Source organism: Picosynechococcus sp. PCC 7117, assembly GCF_001693275.1.
Classification (GTDB): domain Bacteria; phylum Cyanobacteriota; class Cyanobacteriia; order Cyanobacteriales; family MRBY01; genus MRBY01.
Genome location: NZ_CP016477.1, coordinates 1,989,602 through 2,008,977 on the forward strand (window position 1 = coordinate 1,989,602; position 19,376 = coordinate 2,008,977).

17 protein-coding genes and 1 tRNA gene are annotated in these 19,376 nt (G+C 48.4%); 14 read left to right on the forward strand and 4 right to left on the reverse strand.

Annotated elements, in window-relative coordinates:
* Positions 1 to 200: 200 nt before the first annotated feature.
* From AWQ22_RS09600 to AWQ22_RS09625, 6 genes are all read left to right on the forward strand, one after another.
* Entirely contained in the window at positions 201 to 881 is a 681-nt protein-coding gene (locus AWQ22_RS09600; RefSeq protein WP_065710944.1) for a Crp/Fnr family transcriptional regulator, read from the forward strand.
* 16 nt (positions 882 to 897) lie between these two features.
* Complete coding sequence (locus AWQ22_RS09605; protein ID WP_065710945.1) at positions 898 to 2,700, forward strand: M61 family metallopeptidase; 1,803 nt, start codon at positions 898 to 900, stop codon at positions 2,698 to 2,700.
* Between the two features lie 61 nt (positions 2,701 to 2,761).
* Positions 2,762 to 3,676 (forward strand): branched-chain amino acid transaminase, encoded by a 915-nt coding sequence (locus tag AWQ22_RS09610; RefSeq protein ID WP_065710946.1) that lies wholly within the window; start codon positions 2,762 to 2,764, stop codon positions 3,674 to 3,676.
* A 69-nt stretch (positions 3,677 to 3,745) separates the two neighbouring features.
* The gene (gene gloB / locus AWQ22_RS09615; protein WP_065711697.1) at positions 3,746 to 4,525 is read left to right on the forward strand and encodes a hydroxyacylglutathione hydrolase; all 780 of its coding nucleotides are present in this window, start codon (positions 3,746 to 3,748) and stop codon (positions 4,523 to 4,525) included.
* A gap of 349 nt (positions 4,526 to 4,874) precedes the next feature.
* On the forward strand, positions 4,875 to 7,208 hold the full coding sequence (gene glgB, locus AWQ22_RS09620; protein ID WP_065710947.1) for a 1,4-alpha-glucan branching protein GlgB: 2,334 nt from the start codon (positions 4,875 to 4,877) through the stop codon (positions 7,206 to 7,208).
* A gap of 175 nt (positions 7,209 to 7,383) precedes the next feature.
* Positions 7,384 to 7,596 (forward strand): hypothetical protein, encoded by a 213-nt coding sequence (locus AWQ22_RS09625; protein ID WP_030006408.1) that lies wholly within the window; start codon positions 7,384 to 7,386, stop codon positions 7,594 to 7,596.
* Between the two features lie 179 nt (positions 7,597 to 7,775).
* On the opposite strand, the gene AWQ22_RS09630 is transcribed toward AWQ22_RS09625, so the two are convergent.
* Positions 7,776 to 7,847, reverse strand: a tRNA-Cys gene (locus AWQ22_RS09630).
* 59 nt (positions 7,848 to 7,906) lie between these two features.
* On the opposite strand from AWQ22_RS09630, the gene hisA reads away from it, so the two are divergent.
* A complete protein-coding gene (gene hisA, locus AWQ22_RS09635; protein ID WP_065710948.1) occupies positions 7,907 to 8,677 on the forward strand; it encodes a 1-(5-phosphoribosyl)-5-[(5-phosphoribosylamino)methylideneamino]imidazole-4-carboxamide isomerase in 771 nt (256 codons plus the stop codon).
* Positions 8,678 to 8,810: 133 nt separating this feature from the next.
* A complete protein-coding gene (locus tag AWQ22_RS09640) occupies positions 8,811 to 9,929 on the forward strand; it encodes a SpoIID/LytB domain-containing protein (RefSeq protein ID WP_062434811.1) in 1,119 nt (372 codons plus the stop codon).
* 268 nt (positions 9,930 to 10,197) lie between these two features.
* On the opposite strand, the gene AWQ22_RS09645 is transcribed toward AWQ22_RS09640, so the two are convergent.
* From AWQ22_RS09645 to rpmF, 3 genes are all read right to left on the reverse strand, one after another.
* On the reverse strand, positions 10,198 to 10,644 hold the full coding sequence (locus AWQ22_RS09645; protein WP_065710949.1) for a hypothetical protein: 447 nt from the start codon (positions 10,642 to 10,644) through the stop codon (positions 10,198 to 10,200).
* A gap of 263 nt (positions 10,645 to 10,907) precedes the next feature.
* Positions 10,908 to 12,449, reverse strand: a complete 1,542-nt coding sequence (crtH, locus tag AWQ22_RS09650) for a carotenoid isomerase (protein WP_099240789.1) — start codon at positions 12,447 to 12,449, stop codon at positions 10,908 to 10,910.
* Positions 12,450 to 12,678: 229 nt separating this feature from the next.
* A complete protein-coding gene (gene rpmF / locus AWQ22_RS09655) occupies positions 12,679 to 12,846 on the reverse strand; it encodes a 50S ribosomal protein L32 (RefSeq protein WP_012307503.1) in 168 nt (55 codons plus the stop codon).
* A gap of 212 nt (positions 12,847 to 13,058) precedes the next feature.
* Between rpmF and AWQ22_RS09660 the strand changes: the two genes are divergently transcribed.
* The 6 genes from AWQ22_RS09660 to AWQ22_RS09685 all read left to right on the forward strand — a co-directional run bounded on the left by AWQ22_RS09660 (position 13,059) and on the right by AWQ22_RS09685 (position 19,368).
* Positions 13,059 to 14,159: a DUF389 domain-containing protein gene (locus AWQ22_RS09660; protein WP_030006411.1), complete on the forward strand. Its 1,101-nt coding sequence runs from the start codon at positions 13,059 to 13,061 to the stop codon at positions 14,157 to 14,159.
* 344 nt (positions 14,160 to 14,503) lie between these two features.
* Positions 14,504 to 15,307 (forward strand): phosphate ABC transporter ATP-binding protein PstB, encoded by an 804-nt coding sequence (pstB, locus tag AWQ22_RS09665; RefSeq protein ID WP_012307505.1) that lies wholly within the window; start codon positions 14,504 to 14,506, stop codon positions 15,305 to 15,307.
* 293 nt (positions 15,308 to 15,600) lie between these two features.
* Complete coding sequence (locus tag AWQ22_RS09670) at positions 15,601 to 16,077, forward strand: FHA domain-containing protein (protein ID WP_012307506.1); 477 nt, start codon at positions 15,601 to 15,603, stop codon at positions 16,075 to 16,077.
* Between the two features lie 56 nt (positions 16,078 to 16,133).
* The gene (locus tag AWQ22_RS09675; RefSeq protein WP_012307507.1) at positions 16,134 to 16,928 is read left to right on the forward strand and encodes a TIGR03943 family putative permease subunit; all 795 of its coding nucleotides are present in this window, start codon (positions 16,134 to 16,136) and stop codon (positions 16,926 to 16,928) included.
* A gap of 33 nt (positions 16,929 to 16,961) precedes the next feature.
* On the forward strand, positions 16,962 to 18,524 hold the full coding sequence (locus AWQ22_RS09680; protein WP_065710951.1) for a phospholipase D-like domain-containing protein: 1,563 nt from the start codon (positions 16,962 to 16,964) through the stop codon (positions 18,522 to 18,524).
* Between the two features lie 55 nt (positions 18,525 to 18,579).
* Positions 18,580 to 19,368, forward strand: coding sequence for a tetratricopeptide repeat protein (locus AWQ22_RS09685; protein WP_065710952.1), 789 nt, complete (start codon positions 18,580 to 18,582; stop codon positions 19,366 to 19,368).
* Positions 19,369 to 19,376 lie beyond the last annotated feature (8 nt).

A 19,376-nucleotide genomic window follows, 5' to 3' on the forward strand; every position in this document is an offset into this window, starting at 1 on the left:
ATAAGGACACCCCGCGCCAGGGTTATCGTGACAAAAACTGTAATGTGAGGGGGCTGACTTTTCCCGTAGGGCGATCGCCCCATTTAGACCTCACCAGAAAGTGAGCTATTCTGAAAAGAAAACGTGCGAAAATAGCGCCTAACAGCCAATCACCTTGTATTCGTTGTATTGTTTCATTCTGCACATCCTGGCAAGATTTCATGGACATTGAAGCTTTTAGCGAGCTTTTCCCCCTCTTTAGCACCGCAAACCCCGAAACCATCGAATGGCTCCTGTCTGTCACCACCGAGCATGACTATCCCGCAGAACGAACCGTCTTAATGGAAGACTCCTGGGGTAATGCCGTCTATTTCATCGAATCTGGCTGGGTTAAAGTGCGCCGCCTCACAGGGGATGGTGAAACTGTGACCCTCGCAATTATGGGCAAAGGTGATTTTTTTGGGGAAATGTCAGTATTAGACGAATCGCCCCGTTCCACGGATGTGGTGGCCCTTTCGCCGGTCAAACTGTTTAGCGTTTCGGCCCAACGGTTTATCCAGCTACTGTTTAAAGATCCCCAACTGCACCACAAAATGCTGCAACTCATGGTGCGCCGCCTCCGTAATGCCAATGCCCGGTTCTATTGGCGTAAGCAGCCCCCCGCCCTCAAGTTAGTCAAAACTCTCCTCCTCCTGGCAGAAAACTACGGTCAACCCACGGAACAGGGCCTAGAAATCATTCAATTGTCGGTGTCTGACCTAGCCGATGTGGCTGATATCAGCACGAAAGAAGTTGAGATGATTCTGTCTAAACTGGAAGGGAAAGGGTGGATCGAAATGGGTGAAGGTCGCATTCATTTGGTCAACTTTAAGCAACTGACAAATTTAGCCAACCGAGCATAGGAGTAAATTTTTTCTGATGGTTCACACGGCAACTTCCATGGCAACGCCAGCCCCAAGCGCGCAAAATACGGTGGCGATCGCCTATCAAGTGGCAATGCCCCAACCCCAAACCCACCTGTTTGAGGTAACCATTCACATTAGCCAATGGGAAGCCGCAGTGCTGGATCTAAAAATGCCCGTATGGACGCCTGGCTCCTATATGGTGCGCGAATATTCCCGCCATCTCCAGGATTTTCGGGCGACTACAGCGGCAGGTGTTGACCTCAGTTGGCGCAAAGTGACGAAAAATCACTGGCAAGTTGAAACCGCTGACACCTCAGACATCCAAGTCCACTATCGGGTTTTTGCCAATGACCTCACCGTCCGCACCAATCACCTCGATGGAACCCACGGTTATTTCAACGGTGCGGCTTTATTTTGCTTTATTCCGGGCTACCAAGACCAAGCTTGCACCCTGACCGTCGAACCGCCCCACATCGCCTGGGAAGTAAATACCACCTTGCCCCTGATCGAAGACCAGGAAAATTGTTTCTGGGTCGAAAATTTTGATGTGTTGGTGGATAGTCCTGTGGAGGTGGGTCTCCATGAAAATTATGAATTTCTCTGCGCAGGGAAGCCCCACCGTTGGGTCGTTTGGGGGGAAGGCAATTTTGAAGCGGAAAAGGCGATCGCCGACACAAAAAAAATCATCCAGACCGAAGCCAAAATTTTCGGCGGCGAGTTGCCCTACGACGAATACATGTTTTTGTTGCACTTGTCTGGCAGTGGCTATGGCGGCCTCGAACATAAAGAAAGTTGCTCTTTAAATTATCCTCGGTTTGGCTTCCAAAAATCTGACCAGTACAACCGCTTTATGCAGTTGGTGGCCCACGAATTTTTCCACCTCTGGAATGTGAAGCGCATTCGCCCCAAGGAACTCGAAACCTTTGACTACGAAACAGAAAACTACACCCCTTCCCTTTGGTTTGCTGAAGGTGTGACCAGTTACTATGATCTGCTCATTCCTTTGTGGGCTGGCATCTATGACAAAGCCTTTTTCCTTGAAAGCCTCAGTAAGGACATCACCCGCTACCTCCTTACCCCTGGGCGTTTGGTGCAGCCCCTGGCCGAATCAAGTTTTGATGCCTGGATTAAGCTCTACCGCCGCGAGGCCCATAGCAACAATAACCAGATGTCCTACTATCTCAAGGGTGCTCTCGTGGCAATGCTGCTGGATCTCAAAATCCGCGATCGCCACCAAAACCAAAAATCCCTAGATGATGTGTTGCGGATCATGTGGGAAAAATTTGGCAAACCAGAAATTGGCTTTACCCCGGCCCAAGTGGAGCAGGTAATTAGTGAGGTGGCGGGCTTTGACCTGAGTGACTTTTTCCACGAATTTCTCCATACCACGGCAGAACTTCCCCTCGGCGCAGCCCTCGAAACCTTCGGCCTACAAATCAAACCCATCTACACCAACAAAGATCTCCCCTACCTGGGTCTCACCGTCACCGACCAAAACAATCGCACCCTGGTGCAAACGGTCAATGTTGATTCCCCGGCCTATCAAGCGGGCATTGATCCAGAAGATGAACTCCTGGCGATCGCCAACTATCGCACCAATGCCGAACAACTCAACCATCGCCTTCAGAACTACCAAGCAGGTGATACAATTTCGATCACGATTTTTCACCAAGACCAACTGAAAACCCTTGCCGTCACCCTCGCTGCCCCCCAACCGAGCAGTTATCAAGTCGTGAAAAATCCCCAAGCCTCTGCCAAGCAGTTGCAAAACCTCAAGGGCTGGCTGAATCCCAAAGATTCAGGTGCGGTAAGATAAATTTCTTGCTTCATTGTTCTTTCTGTAATTCATTTCGCACCCTACCGTTTGCCCCCAACCCATGCATAATTTCCTTCCCACTGCCTATTTCCAAGGAAAATTTGTTCCCTTCATTGACGCAAATATTTCCATTGCAACCCACGCACTCCACTATGGAACAGGGGCTTTTGGGGGCTTACGGGGTATTCCTGATCCCGCCGACGCAAACCAAATTCTTTTATTTCGTCTCGAACGCCACTGCCGCCGTCTCAGCAATAGCGCAAAATTTCTCCATTTCGATCTCCCGGCTGACAAAATTGAACACGTCATTGTGGACTTCGTGAAACAAAATCGGCCCACAAAATCCTTTTATATTCGCCCCTTTGTTTATACTTCTGATTTAGGCATTGCCCCCCGTCTCCACAACATTGAAAAAGATTTCTTCGTCTATGGCTTAGAACTGGGTGATTACCTTTCCCCCGACGGAATCGCCTGTCGCATCAGTTCCTGGACACGCCAAGAAGACCGGAGTTTTCCACTCCGGGGCAAAATTAGCGGTGCTTACATTGCCTCGGCCCTAGCCAAAACCGAAGCCGTTGCCTCTGGATTTGACGAAGCATTGCTGATGAACTCCCAAGGGAAAGTTTGTGAAGCATCTGGGATGAACGTTTTTATCGTCCGCGATGGCAAACTGATCACCCCTGGTTCTGACCAGGATATTCTCGAAGGCATTACCCGTGACAGCGTTGTTACCCTTGCTAAACATCTGGGTATTGACGTGATCGAACGCCCCATTGATAAATCAGAGCTTCTAATTGCCGATGAGGTCTTTTTAAGTGGGACGGCGGCCAAAGTCACCCCCGTGAAGCGAGTCGAAAACTACACCTTACCCACGGAACGGCCCATCACTGAGAAATTGCGAGAAAAACTAACGGCAATCACAGAAAACCGCGATCCAGAGTTTGCCGATTGGGTTTATAAAATTTCCCTCGATTAATGACTCGTTTTTTCGTACAAAATCCCCCTTGTTATGATCAGCATCAGTGACTCATGGGGGAATTCCGGCATGGAAATTATTCGTTTACCAGCTTTTAATGATAACTATATTTTTCTCTTGGTTGATCAAGCCACAGGGGATTGTGCGGTTGTTGATCCAGGCGACGCTGAGGTTGTTCTGGAGTATCTGAGTAAAGAAGATTTAACGCTTAAGACCATTCTGATTACGCACCATCACGCTGACCATGTGGGTGGCAATCGTCAACTATTAAGTCATTTTCCCGCAGCGGCTGTGTATGGTAGCGAGATAGATTTACAAAAAAGACGTATTCCAGGCCAAACGGTGAGCCTTAAGGCTGGTGATCACTTAGATTTATTTAATCGCACCGTCGAAATTTTATTCGTGCCAGGCCATACCCAAGGTCACATCGCCTACTATTTCCCTCCCCTACAGCCCGAAGACAGTGGCGATTTATTTTGTGGCGATACGCTGTTTGCCAATGGCTGTGGTCGTCTTTTGGAAGGAACGCCTGCTCAACTTTTTGCCTCGCTCCAGCAAATTTGTGATTTGCCGGATAACACGAATATCTGGTGCGCCCATGAGTACACCCTGAAAAATATTAAATTTTCCTTGACAGTCGATCCAGAAAATGAGGCTCTTCAGAGACGTTTTCAGCAAGTGCAGACCCAACGACAACGCCAGGAACCGACCATTCCAACGGTGTTAGCTTTAGAAAAACAGACAAATCCCTTTTTGCGCTGTGGCGATCGCCAACTGCAAGCTAACTTAAAAACAACAGATCCCCTGCGAGTTTTTACAAAATTGCGCGGCAAACGGGATCTCTTTTGAAGTTTAAACTGGTGGCAGCGACTTCCATAAAAAAATTCAACCATACCCCAGGGGAACGATTGCGGATTTGCTAAAACCGTTTACAGTGAGGATCAATCCCCTAAAATAAGGCTCAATTTATAGTTTTCTCTTCTTTTTTCCTGAAAAGTAAACCCCAGGGCCTCCGATCAGGAGCAAGGTATCACACACGACATTTCTCCCCTATCCTCTTTGTCACAATCATTTCCAAACGCCCACCACGTCCTATAATCTCCCTCGGATTACCCTATCCTGAGCTAGCCTTGTCCCATATCGCCAAACAAAAAAATTCCTTTAATAAACCTCTAATCGATTTTCGGTAATTGCCATAATGCCTACTCTCCTCACTCCAGACCAGATCAACCAAATTGTTTCTAACCACCATGACAACCCCCATGCTGTCTTGGGTTGTCATCCTACCAACGACGATCCCAATCCGAAAACCTGGTCAATTCGCGCTTATTTACCTTCTGCTAGCCAAGCTTGGGTGATTGATACCCCTTCCCAAACGGAACACCCGATGACAACGGTGCATCATCCCCACTTTTTTGAGTGCACCCTCCAGAGTGAAACAACACCGAAATATCAACTGAAGCTCCAAGAAGGCGATCGCCAACACATCATCAACGATCCCTATGCCTTTGCCGAAGCCCCCCACATCAGCGATCTCGATCTCCACCTCTTTGCCGAAGGGAATCACCACCGCATCTACAACAAACTGGGGGCACACCTCGTCGAAGTCGATGGCATCAAAGGCGTTTACTTTGCCGTTTGGGCACCCAATGCCCGCAACGTCTCCATCCTGGGCGACTTTAACAACTGGGATGGTCGCAAACACCAAATGCGCCGTTTAAACGTTGGTATTTGGGGAATTTTCATTCCTGACCTCGGCCCCAACACCAAATACAAATACGAAATCAAAAACCAACACGGCCACATCTACGAAAAATCAGACCCCTATGGCTTTCTCCGGGAAGTGCGCCCCGACACTGCTTCTATCGTTGCTGACCTTGATCAGTACCAATGGCAGGATCACGATTGGCTAGAACAACGTGCCAAACAAGACCCCCTCAAAAATCCTGTTTCCATCTACGAACTACACCTCGGCTCCTGGCTTCATGGTTCCGCCACCGAAAAAATGCGACTCCTTTCCGGTGAAGTCGATCCCATTCCCGTGGGCGATCAAAAACCCGGTGCCCGCTTCCTGAGCTATTACGAACTTGTCGATAAGCTCATCCCCTACGTTAAGGACATGGGCTACACCCACATCGAGCTACTGCCTGTCGCTGAACATCCCTTTGACGGCTCCTGGGGCTACCAAGTAACCGGCTACTATTCCCCTACTTCCCGCTTTGGCAATCCCGAAGACCTGATGTATTTCATCGATCAATGCCACGCCAATGGTATCGGGGTAATCGTTGATTGGGTTCCTGGCCATTTCCCTAAGGATGCCCATGGTCTCGCTTACTTCGATGGCACCTATCTCTATGAACATGCCGATCCCCGCAAAGGTGAGCACAAAGGCTGGGGCACCCTGATCTTTAACTACAATCGCAATGAAGTTCGTAACTTCCTGATTGCCAATGCCCTATTCTGGTTTGATAAATATCACATCGATGGCATTCGGGTCGATGCAGTGGCATCAATGCTCTACCTCGACTATGACCGGGAAGATGGCGAGTGGCTTCCCAATGACTACGGCGGCAACGAACACCTCGAAGCCGTAGAATTTCTCCGCCAAACCAACAATCTCATCTTCAAATACTATCCAGGGATTATCTCCGTTGCCGAAGAGTCCACCGCTTGGCCCATGGTTTCTCGCCCCACCTACCTCGGCGGCCTCGGCTTCAACCTCAAGTGGAATATGGGCTGGATGCATGACAATCTTAAATACTTCAGCATGGATCCCTGGTTCCGGCAGCACCACCAAAACAGCATTACCTTCAGTATGTGGTATCACCACAGCGAGAACTACATGTTGGCCCTTTCCCACGATGAAGTCGTCCATGGCAAGAGCTCGATTATTGGCAAAATGCCGGGGGACGAATGGCAGAAATTTGCCAATGTGCGGGCTTTATTCGCCTATATGTTTACCCATCCTGGTAAAAAGACCATGTTTATGAGCATGGAATTTGGCCAATGGAATGAGTGGAATGTTTGGAGTGACTTGAGTTGGGATTTGCTGCAACATGAACCCCACGCCAAACTCAAAGGTTTCTTCGGGGCATTAAATAGTCTCTATAAACAGGAACCGGCTCTTTACGAACGGGATTTTGAAGAGGAAGGATTCCAATGGATCGACTGCTCTGACAATCAAAATAGTGTTCTTTCCTTTATTCGACGGGCAAAAGATCCCAATGATTTTTTAGTTGTGGTCTGCAATTTTACGCCGCAACCCCATAGCCATTATCGAATTGGCATTCCAGAAGAGGGCTACTATCAAGAAATTTTGAATAGTGATGCCGAAACCTTTGGGGGGAGTAATTTGCTCAACTTCGGCGGCGTTTGGACTGAAGATTGGCGCTTCCATAATCTTCCCTATTCCATTGATCTGTGTTTGCCGCCCCTCGGCGTGGTTGTCCTAAAAATTGATCGAGAAAAAACAGCCGCAATGCTTGCTCAAAAACAGGCCGATAAAGCAAAGGCTCTATCCGGCGAAATATAGAAAGATCAAAAATCTTTGTCGTTAGCTGTTGAACTATATTTACAGGGTCTGGGAGTTTGTCTCCAGACCTTTCTTGTTGGGTTTAAGAGAGACTGGATATGAATCCTCATCATTATCCCTTGTAATTTTTAGATGACCACCCATTTAATAAAGCAAAAGTAAGGTAGCACAAACCATGACACAACGCTGGACAGACGAAATGCTCGACAAGCTCGCCGATGACGTACAGGAGCTTACTGAAGCTATCAAAACCCAACGGGACGAACAAAAAGAATTGACCATCCGCTTTAATGCCTACCAGATGGCATCTCAATGGGTAGTTAATCTCGCCTTTGGCCTACTGGCAACTGCCACAATCACGACGATCATCACTGCGGTCGTCAAATAAAAATTTATTTCATCTAATAATTAAGAGGGTTTGAGACTATTTCTTGAACCTTTTTGGTTCTTTGCAGAGAAATTCGTGTGTTTAATTAGCCTCTATTAGGGCATAAAAAAATAAAAAAACTAGGAGTTCTACTTACGGAGCGAGTTCTAGGTCGATTTCAGCTATTAACAATAACAATAAGGTGGTACCCAGATTCGAACTGGGGAGTGGAGGTTTTGCAGACCTCTGCCTTACCACTTGGCTATACCACCGGGTCAACAGTTCGCTATTATAACAGGGCTTTTGTTCACATCACAACATTTTTTTCGTTATGGAAGTTATTCCCGCTATTGATCTGCTCGGTGGCCAATGTGTGCGCCTCTATCAGGGTGATTATCAACAGGCGCAAGTGTTTAATAATGACCCGGTTCAGGTGGCACGGACTTGGGCTGAGCAGGGGGCAACGCGGCTCCATGTGGTGGATTTAGACGGGGCAAAACAGGGAGAGTCGGTCAATCTAGGGGCGATCGCCAAAATTGCAGCAGCGATTGATATTCCTGTACAGGTGGGCGGTGGTCTCCGTACGGTAGACAGTGTGGCGCAATTGTTTGATGTGGGTATAGAGCGAGCCATTCTTGGGACGGCGGCGGTAGATAACCCGGATCTCGTGACAGAACTCTGTGCCAAATATCCTGGCCGGATTGCGGTTGGGATTGATGCCCGCGATGGAAAGGTAGCGACAAAGGGATGGTTGGAAACGTCGGCGGTTTTGGCGACGGATTTGGCGAAACAGATGGCTACCCAGGGGGTCGCTGCCATTATTTACACAGATATTTATCGGGATGGCACCATGGCTGGGCCTAATTTGGAGGCGCTACGGGAATTGGCGGCCACCATTGAGATTCCGGTGATTGCGTCGGGGGGCGTAAGTTCTTTGGCGGATCTGGTTAATCTTGTGGCCCTCGAAGGGATCGGGGTCACAGGAGCGATTGTGGGCCGGGCGATTTATACCGGGGACATTAATTTGGCTGAAGCGGTGAAGGCGGTTGGCCCCCAACGTTTACAGGATGTTTTTCCGGATGATGGTACGGCGATCGCCTAATTTTCGTGCTAGATTGAGTCGTGAAATTGTAATGGAACAAACCACATCAAAAGCGATTCTAGAGTAAAGCTATATAGTGATCGACTGCACCACTTTATGCCATTGATATTTGTTGTAGATTTCTAATGTGTTTATGCTGAGACCCTTACGTAGATTAATCGGACATTCCTGGGTTCTTTCGGGGCTTGTATGGCTAGGAACCCTTGCACCTGCACAGGCAGCGGTTGATCTTCGGGTCGCTGTACGGCAGACGACGGCCAATCTTCAGGTGGGCAGTTCCACCAATGCTTTAATCAGAAATGGCCAAGGCCAAGTCCTCGGTGAAATTGCCGGAATGAGTTCCTTTGCTGTAGGACGCCAGGGTAATCAATTGGCGTTTGACCGTTGGCGGGCAACTGAGGTCTGGATTGAGCCCCAGGGTGATGGCTATGTGTGGATTGGCGATCGCTGGTACCGGGGGCGCACCCAACTCCGGCAGAGTGGCAACGGAATTCTCGCCATCAATCACGTCGATCTCGAAGACTATCTCTATAGTGTTGTCGGCGCTGAAGCAATTCCCAGTTGGCCCCAGGAAGCCCTCAAAGCCCAGGCTGTCGCGGCCCGTACCTATGCATTAAAAAAACGCTCGGAAAATGCTGGAAAACCCTACGACCTAGACACCACGACGGCGACACAGGTCTACAAGGGTCTAAATAGCGAGTACAGCACAACCCATGCTGCCGTTAACGCCACGGAAAGTCAGGTAATGACCTATAACGGTAGTGTTATTTTGGCGGTATTCCATTCTTCTTCGGGTGGCCATACCGAAAATGTTGAGGATATCTGGAGTCAACCTCTGCCCTATCTCCGGGGAGTCGTAGATTATGACCAATCTTCCCCAGTCTATCAGTGGAGTAAAACCATTTCTGCGACTCGCTTAGGGGAACTGGTTGGTGGTGTTGGTACTGTAAAGCAACTCATTCCCCAACGGGCTACCCCCCAGGGTCGGGTGATTACGATGAAAGTGATTGGCGATCGCGGCACCAAAAATATCAGTGGCGATCAACTGCGTAGTTTATTAGAACTGCGTAGCACTTTGATCAATGCCAGAATCCAACAGGGCGACGTTTATATCTACGGTAAAGGCTTTGGCCATGGCGTTGGTATGAGTCAATGGGGAGCTAATGGTTTAGCAGCCCAGGGCATTGATTATCAACAAATTCTGCGTCACTATTACCAAAATGCCACCATTGCCAAGTTGACCCCCCGGTAACTGTCAGTTTTCGGCGTAAAAAAATACAAGATTTCAAGAGGGGAATTTTACCCCTCTTTTTTTTCCAAGGGCGATCGCCTTTCGTTTAGATCATTATCATATTAGTGAAAACAATGGCTGTTAATGGCAGTATTTTGGGTCGGTTTTCAATCGATTGGCATATTCGTTTTGGGTTTAGTCCTTAGATTTTCTCTTAAAAATGGACGACTCGTCTTCTGGAATTTTTCTGCCATGACTCATCATGATCACAATAACACAAATTTTTAGATTATTTTTCTTCTTGGTTTTCTTCCTTTTCTTGAATTAATTTGTTGAATTCTGAAATACAAACTTCTCTTTTTCTTGACATCATTTTATATCTCTTGATTGTCGAAGAAAATGAAAACCATGTACAGAAAGAGTAGACCAAAAAAGTGCCAAATGAATTAGTCGTACAGACTGTTTGATAGGGTGTTGATTCACAAGTCCTTAATGGAGGAATTAGCCCAATAAGCAATGAAAAAACAATCATAAATATTATAAAACGAAGAATAAAGTAAAGTATTGCAGCCAAGGCAACATGATTACTAAAACTTTCTTCTTCTTTTAATAAATAAAAATCTTCGTAAATACTACCAATCCAGGAACCAATAAGTCTTTTATCTAAACCTAACGGTAATTCATATATAAGATTCGTAATAGCTTCAATTAAATCTAAATCGTTATTGTTAGACATATTTCTTGAAATTATGATTGCTTGTTTTGGTTTTCAGATAAAGCAATTATATAGATATATAAGAAGAATTGTAGTAAAGCCAGGTGCAGTAGGAGATGATCTCACTGGGATAGCAGTGGCGATTATAGTCTTTGCTGTAAGAGAAACTGAGTTAACTTGACAGTCCCATTTAGCGATGCAAGCCCTTGAGAAAGTCGGAGTTAGGGGAAGGATAAGCGGTGGTTGGTGTCGTTGCTTGTGGTAGCTAGCCATGTACCTGTCATTTAATAGCCGAGATCTGTCGCCACCTTGTGGGCACAGGCAAAACCAGAAAACGCCACAGCATTTAAGCCCTGTCCGGGGAAGGTACTATCGCCGACACAATAAAGTCCAGAGACTTCTGTTTTATTGACCCGGGGTGGAAAACCAGCAAAATTAAACATTCCCAATAATCCCAGGAGTTTGCGCTGGGGAATCGGCCCGTAGGAGCCATCGACCCGTCCGAGGAATTTACGGTGGGTGCGCGGTGTCCCCACTTCCATGTAGTCCAATCCCGCATCTAATCCTGGAAAAATAGCTTCAAGGCGATCCACGAGTTGCCAGGCGGCGGCTTCTTTTTTGGCTTCATATTCCTGGGGAGAAAGGCCTTGCCATTCGCTCAGCCAACTGGGGGTAAAGGTGTGAATGATGTGGTATCCCTCAGGGGCCAGACTCGGATCGAGGAGTGTTGGAATGGAAACAAAAATGGTGCCTTGCTCGGCTTCCATGGTGTCCCAATTTTCGAGCAAAATGTGGTGGCATTCCGTCCCAGGAGGAAGAACATCGGCTTTGACACCGAGGTGAACGCTGAGAAAGCTAGGGGATTTTTGATAATTTTCCGTCCACTTTTCTTCAAAAAAGGGTTTATTTTCACTGGGGAGCAGTTTTTCAAAAGTATCCCAACGGGTGGCATTGGAAATGACTTTTTTGGCGAAATACTCGGTGCCATTGGCTAAGCGCACGCCGACGGCCCGGCCTTGGTCGGTGATGATTTCGTAGACATTTGCACCATATTGGATTTCACCACCATGTTGTTCGAAACCTTCAGCCAACTTGAGGGCGATTTGGCCCACTCCGCCTTCTGGATAGTTGATGCCCCCGTAATGGCGATCGCTAAACACCATACCCGCATTAATCATGGGAGTCAGTTCAGCTGGCACCACTGACCAGCAGTAACATTCCATATCGATAAACTTCAGCAGTTCGGGGTCTTTAATATATTGACGGGCGAGATCCCCAGCATTTTTGGGTAAATATTTAAGTAACTCTAGGCAAGCAAAGGGTTTCTGCATAAAGACCCGCAGCAGGTAGCGAATTTCTTCGAGGGAAAGCAACTCAATGCTATTGAGGCAATTAAATACTTTCCAGCATTCATCATAAAATTTACGAATGCCCTTGGCTTCGTGGGGAAACCGTGCCGTTAACTCCGTTAAAAATTCTTCGTAGTCACGGTGTACCTTGACCTCAAGATCATTGGGGAGATGGTAATGAATTTGCACCGGATCTGGGATGGTCGGAATTGACATATCCACTGCGGCGAGGGCCCGGGTGAGGAGATTGGTGGTGCCGCGATCGCCAAAGCCAAAGATCATCGAAGCGCCCACATCAAACCGATAGCCCTGGCGCTCAAAATAACCCGCACTGCCACCGGGGATCACATAGCGTTCTAGCACCAGCACCTTGATCCCTTTTGCTGCTAATTGGGTTGCCGTGACGAGGCCCCCGATACCGGAACCAATGACAATCACATCGTACTGGGGAGCAGAAATGGCAGTTTTGGCGGTCATAAACGGTGAGGCTCGCAAGGTAGGCTAAATTTTGACTGTTACATAGTCTACCTTTATTTCCCTTGGGATTAGTAGGGCAGCTCTCCGGCGATGTTACGGCGACAGTTCTTTGTTGGGCATGGGCCTTTGTCACAAAAAAAGGCGGAAAACTTTCCACCTTGCTGTATCAGAACTATATTTATTTTTAATAAGAGATTTAGAGGGCACTGGGGCCAGAAAAATACTGAATTTACTCTTCGTCGTCTTCGGGGGAAGGATAAACAAAGCTAGAACGACCAGTAAGTACAGATTTGCCAAGGGAAAGGGCCTTTTGGGCTTCGATGGTTGCCTTACGCTTCCAGTGGGCCCGGCGTTGGTCACGCTTTGCCTTTGAGGTTTTCTTCTTTGGAACTGCCATGGGATTAACTACAGATTTTTACAGAATTACCATTATAAAATCTTCTCTCCCAAAAAGTAAGTCCTCCGTCAGAATCTCTTGAATTGTGGGGTTGAACGAAGGCGGGGTTTGTCACGGGTAAAGAAATCCATGCAAATCCCACCAGAGAGGAACCGAGCTTTTACAATCGAAATCGCATTTGTGTGTCTATTTGTCCAGGAGTCTTAACAGCGATGGTGTGGTATCGACGACGACTGTACCGTAATCCCCAAGCCTATGGGGTCGTGATGGAATGGTGGTTGGGTTGGGTCGATTTTGTGCAGTGGTTTATTCCTCGCCCGGTGACGGGGAAAAAGACGCGGCGTCTGTATCGGCAGCTTTTGATCGAGGCGAGCTGGCGGCTTAATTTTGTAATGTTGACCGTCAGCTCCTGTATTATTGCCACCTTCGGGCTCATTAGTAATAGTACGGCTGTGATTATCGGGGCGATGCTGGTGGCGCCGCTCATGTTGCCGTTGCGGGGATTAGCCTTTGCCGCCCTAGAAGGGGAATTGAAATTATTTTGGCGATCGCTGTATTCGATTACCGGCGCAACCGCCCTTTCCCTGGCTTTATCCTGGATGATCGGCGTCGTCATTGGTATCCCTGATTTTGGCTCGGAACTAACGGCCCGTACCCAACCGAACCTGATTGATCTTGGTATTGCCGTGGCCGCTGGGGGGATTAGCGGTTTTGCGAAGGTGCGCCGAGGCATTAGTGATGCCCTCGCAGGGACGGCGATCGCCGTTGCCCTGATGCCTCCCCTCTGTGTGGTGGGCCTATCCTTTTCCCAAGGTTATTTCAATTACTCCCGTGGTGCTTTTTTACTCTATCTAACCAACCTCCTCGGCATTACCCTTGCCTGCATGGTGGTCTACATCTTGGCCGGTTATGCCGAGATCAACCACGCCCTGGGTTGGACGATGGCCCTAACCCTGATTTTGTTAGTACCCCTGGGGGCAAGATTTGTTCAACTCGTGCAACAGCTCCGCCTACAACAAACCATCACCAGCCAGCTCACAACTAAAACCGTCACTGTTGGTCAAGATGTTGAAAATGTTCGGGTACGGGTTGACTGGACTTCTTCCCCACCGATTATCTACGTTAATCTCCAGGCGAAAAAAGAAATTACCCCCAGACAAGCCCTGCTTGTTGAAGAATTCTTACGCAAGCGTAATCGGCAAATTTTTAAAATTGTGTTTCAGGTCAGTCCAATCCAAGAAGTCAAAGCCGATGACATCGATCCCCATGATTTAGATTTACCCCAATTGGACATGGCTCCACCACGCCAATAAAAAATACTTCAATTGTCAACTAGAAATCCTTGAAATATCAAGCTTTCCGCTTTTGTTCAACCTAACAATAACCGACAAAGAACGACCTTATCTAGCGCCAGTCAAAAGGTTTACCTGTTCTTAAAGTCAAGATGTCGCAGGACTGATAATATACTGGAGCCGAAGGTTTTGTATTCTAATGGTCTAGGCAAAACTGATAAAGCTGGCAAACGCGGAAACCCTCTCCATCGTTAAGCTCTTCTCAGGTTTAAACAAGCCTCAACATTAGCTCCACCAAGTCATTCGGCAAGTGATTGACTATTTTCTTGACTCCCCGCATCCGGCCTAGATAAGCTGCTTTTCCAATGATTGAACTCGACAATGCAAACGCCACAGACTACGTTCTGCAGACAGAAAATGTCAGTGTCTATTACGGTAACTTCCTGGCGATCAAAGGCGTTTACCTCAACATTCCCAAAAATCAAGTAACAGCATTTATTGGCCCCTCTGGTTGCGGTAAAAGCACTCTGCTGCGTTGCTATAACCGTCTCAATGATCTCATTCCTTCTTTCCGCATAGATGGCGACATCGCTTACCACGGCAGTAGTCTCTACGGATCCGGTGTAGATCCAGTGGAAGTGCGCCGTCGCATTGGCATGGTGTTCCAGAAGCCAAACCCCTTCCCCAAATCGATCTATGACAATATCGCCTATGGGGCACGGATCAATGGTTACAAGGGCGACATGGACGAACTGGTAGAACGCTCGCTGCGCCAAGCCGCTCTTTGGGATGAGGTTAAGGATAAATTGCGTCAAAGTGGCCTCGCCCTATCTGGGGGGCAACAGCAACGGCTTTGTATTGCCCGGACAATCGCCATTCAGCCAGAGGTGGTGTTGATGGACGAGCCCTGTTCTGCTTTAGACCCGATTTCGACCCTCAAAATTGAAGAGTTGATCCACCAGCTCAAAGAGCAATACACGATTGTTATCGTGACCCATAATATGCAACAGGCTTCGCGGGTCGCTGATATGACGGCATTTTTCAACGTGAAGACCAATGATGATGGTACCCGCCAGGGCTATCTAGGGGAATGTGACCGCACGGAGGTTATTTTCCAAAATCCCCGGGAACAGGCCACCCAAGAATATGTCAGTGGCCGTTTCGGTTAATTTGGGGGAATGACTTTAGGGTCTGTTTTTCTCGCAACGCTACACTAAATTTTTGTCTCAGCCGTAACCCATGCCCGCTGTTGCCGGTAATGGGTTTTTTGTTTGTGATTGAATTTGTTACGGGTTGACCAAAAAAGACAGCACTTCGATAGGATAGGACAATCCTAGAGACTGAACATGAATTGGGCTTTGTGGGTTCATACCACGATTGAATGTTGAGCTGATATGTTTAAATGTGAGGACTTAGTATTGTCTTTGTTTAGCGACAATTTTTCTGCACTGATTTGGAATCCATGGCTGTTGCTCCTACCGTCACAATGAATCAACCTCAACATGTTTTTGTTGTCCAAGATGACACTGGACAACGGGAATATATTTTGACGGATGCTCGCTATTCTATTGGGCGTCGTAGTAGTTGCGCGATTCACCTCCAGTCTCAGTTTGTGTCTCGTCTCCATGCCACCTTAGTCCGGCATCTCACGGATGATCATGTTTACTATCGCATTGTTGATGGGGACGGTTTGCAGGAGGCGAGTGCCAATGGCATTTTGGTCAATGGGAACAAAGTGAATGCGGTCACACTCCAAGATGGGGATGTCGTGACGTTTGGCCCCCAAATTTTGGGTCGTTATGAACGGCGATCGCCGCGTGCTTCAAAGCGCACTCAGCCAGGGGAAGAAGATCCCTTTGACATTACGCTCATTGATCCGGCGATGTTGGCCGAAGATCAAGAACTGATGGCTGATGAAGAGGCAACACGTTTGTTTTAGGGTGGCCTTAACGGAAACGGGTGATAGTTGTTTGAGGTATTTTTTCCAGGAACGCAATGGTTAATTTTTCTGCTCCGAAAGCGGCTGGTTTGGCCCCTTGGTTTGATATTACGGCCCTGTTGTTGTGGGGAGCTTTGCTGCTCAAGTATGCGATTACGGGCCAGCTAGCTCTGTTGATCCACCCCAATTACTTCGGTTTATGTGTGGCGGCGGGGATTATTCTCCTCCTGCTGGGGTTGGGAAAATTACTACAACAGGTGCGTCCCCAAGTTAGTGGTGGGGAGTCGGTGCAGCATATTACGCTATTACCCCAGAATGTGGGGAGTGCCCTATTAATTGTGGTGGCGATCGCCGGATTTTTGATCCCGCCGACCATTTTGTCGAGCCAAACGGCGATTCAACGGGGTTTAACGGAAGAATTGCCTCTTACCCGGAGTCAACCGGAAAGTTTTCGGGTCGGCACCTCCCCAGAGGAGCGGACGTTATTGGATTGGATTCGGACGTTGAATGTTTACCCGGAACCCGATGCCTATACGGGGGATCCGGTAAAGGTGAACGGCTTTGTGACTCACCTGCCCCAGTTGCCAGACAATTACATGATGGTGTCGCGGTTTGTGTTGACCTGTTGTGCAGTGGATGCCTATCCGGTGGGATTGCCCGTGAAACTCGAAGGTGATCGCCAAGCCTTTGCGCCGGACTCTTGGGTAGAAGTCACGGGGGAAATGATTACCGAGGATCTCCAACTCACCACAGAAGCTGAGGGTGATAATAATTTGCCCCAGCGTCAGTTGGTGATCCAAGCCAGTGCCGTCGAACCGATTCCCACCCCCAGAAATCCTTACGATTATTAGGTATAAGGGTGGTGTCGCGCTCTTAAATCTTCGATGGTTAATCCCGCCGCTCGCCGCCCATTTTTCGCTTTTTGGGGTCTGTTGGCCGTTGGTCTGCTGGGTTGCCAGGGGGGAAGGGGGCGATCGCCCCAGGATGAATCCATTCAGGTGTATTTCAATCAGCGTCAAGGCCGACGTATTAGTTACACCGAACCCTACCGCCAACTGAAACGCCCAGGGGATAACCTCGAAGCTATTCTAATCGAGGGCATTAACAGTGCCCAAAGCACCATTGATATTGCGATTCAGGAGTTGAACTTGCCCCTGGTAGCTGAAGCTCTGGCCGACCAAGCCGCTGCGGGAATCACAATTCGCGTCATCGTCGAAAATAATTACCGTCAACCCTGGGCCGAACCTGATTCGACAGAAATTTTAGAACTCGATGAACGGGATCAGGGAAAATACCAAGAATTTGTCGCCCTCGCCGACGAAAACCAAGATGGCTTTTTGGATGCGGCAGAGACGGCTAAATATGATGCGATCGCCATTTTAGAACGGGCAAAGATTCCGATTTTAGACGACACCGCCGACGGTTCCAAAGGGAGCGGCCTGATGCACCACAAATTTATGGTGGTCGATGGGGAAACGGTGATCACCGGCTCAGCAAACTGGACATTAAGCGGCATCCACGGAGATTTCGCCAACCTGGAAACTAGGGGCAATGCAAATCACCTAATGCGGATCCAAGATGCGGCGATCGCCCAGGTTTTTACAACAGAATTTGAGGAGATGTGGACAGGGCGTAAGTTTGGAGTCCAGAAACTTCAGGAACCGCCCCAAACCTTTAGCGTGGGCAACAGTCGCGTCACCGTTCAGTTTTCGCCTTTCTCTAGTTCCCAGCCCTGGGAAAATACGAGCAATGGTCTCATTGGCAGCACCCTCGCCCAAGCCCAAGAGTCGATTAGCCTGGCCCTATTTGTTTTTTCTGAGCAAAAAATCGCCAATATTTTAGAAAAAGAAGCCCAAGCGGGCACTGCAATCCGCGCCTTAATTGATCCGAGTTTTGCCTTTCGGGAATATAGCGATGGGCTGGATCTGTTGGGGGTGAATCTCAAGGAAAAATGTGACCCCTTTAATCGGCCTTGGGCTAACCCCATTCAAACCGTCGGCACGCCCAAATTACCCAAGGGGGACAAATTTCACCACAAATTCGCTGTCATCGATGGCAAAACCGTGATTACCGGCTCCCACAATTGGTCAGCTGCTGCCAATAATCAAAACGACGAAACTCTCTTAATTATCCAGAACGAGGCGATCGCCCAACAATTTCAAGCTGAATTCGATCAGTTTTATACCACGGCCTACCTAGGAATTCCGCCCTTTATCGCCAGCAAACAAAAAACCATCCCTACTGACTGTACCGTAGCCGCCACCGATGGCCCTGTGAACCTTAATACCGCCAGTGCCATCGAACTTGAAACCCTACCTGGCATTGGCCCCAGCCTCGCCCAAGGGATTATCGAAGGCCGTCCCTACTCTGGTTTGACGGATCTGCAACGGGTGTCGGGCATTGGGGAAAAGAAAGCCGCCGATCTGGCCGGAAAAGTCACTTGGTAGAGACGCGTTATAGTACCCTTAGCCCTTTCTCTGAACGCCGTTGAGCGATTTATCTATGCGCCCAATTTTTAGTTTTCTGTGTAGTCTGCTGCTGTGGATTAGCCTTTGTTGGCCGAGCCTAGCCCTCACCAATGCTCAAATCTCTGAAGGAGACCGCCTCACCCAAACCGCGATCCAGGCGGCGAAAAAAGGCGATTTGTTTACCGCCGAAAAAATTTGGTCCGATTTAATTGAAGCATTTCCCCAAAATCCGGCCCTCTGGAGTAATCGGGGTAATACGAGGGCGAGTTTAAATCAGTTTGATGCAGCCCTTGACGATCTCAATGAAGCGATTCGCCTGGCCCCAGACCAAGTCGAACCCTACTTTAACCGCGGTGCGATCCTCGAACAACAGCAACGGTTTAGCGAAGCGATCGCCGACTATGACAAAGCCATCGAACTCGATCCCCAAGAGGCGATCGCCTACCACAATCGCGGCAATGCCTATGGCAGTTTGGGCAATTGGGAACAGGCCCGCCAGGACTACCAGAAAGCAACGGAACTGGATCCCCGCTTTGCCTGGGCCGCCGAAAGTTATGCCCTTTCCCTGTATCAAGTTGGCGAAAACAACCAAGCGATCCAGCGAATGAAAGGCCTGGTGCGCAAATACCCGATGTTTGCCGATGCGCGGGTGGCCCTGACAGCGATGCTCTGGGGGAACCATCAATTCGGCGAGGCTGAAAGTAACTGGGTGGCTGCAGCAGGTTTAGACGATCGTTACCGGGATTTAGAATGGTTAGAGGATATTCGTCGCTTTCCACCGAAAGTCCTTGAAGATTTAGATAATTTCCTCAATCTCCAGTAAATTTTAAA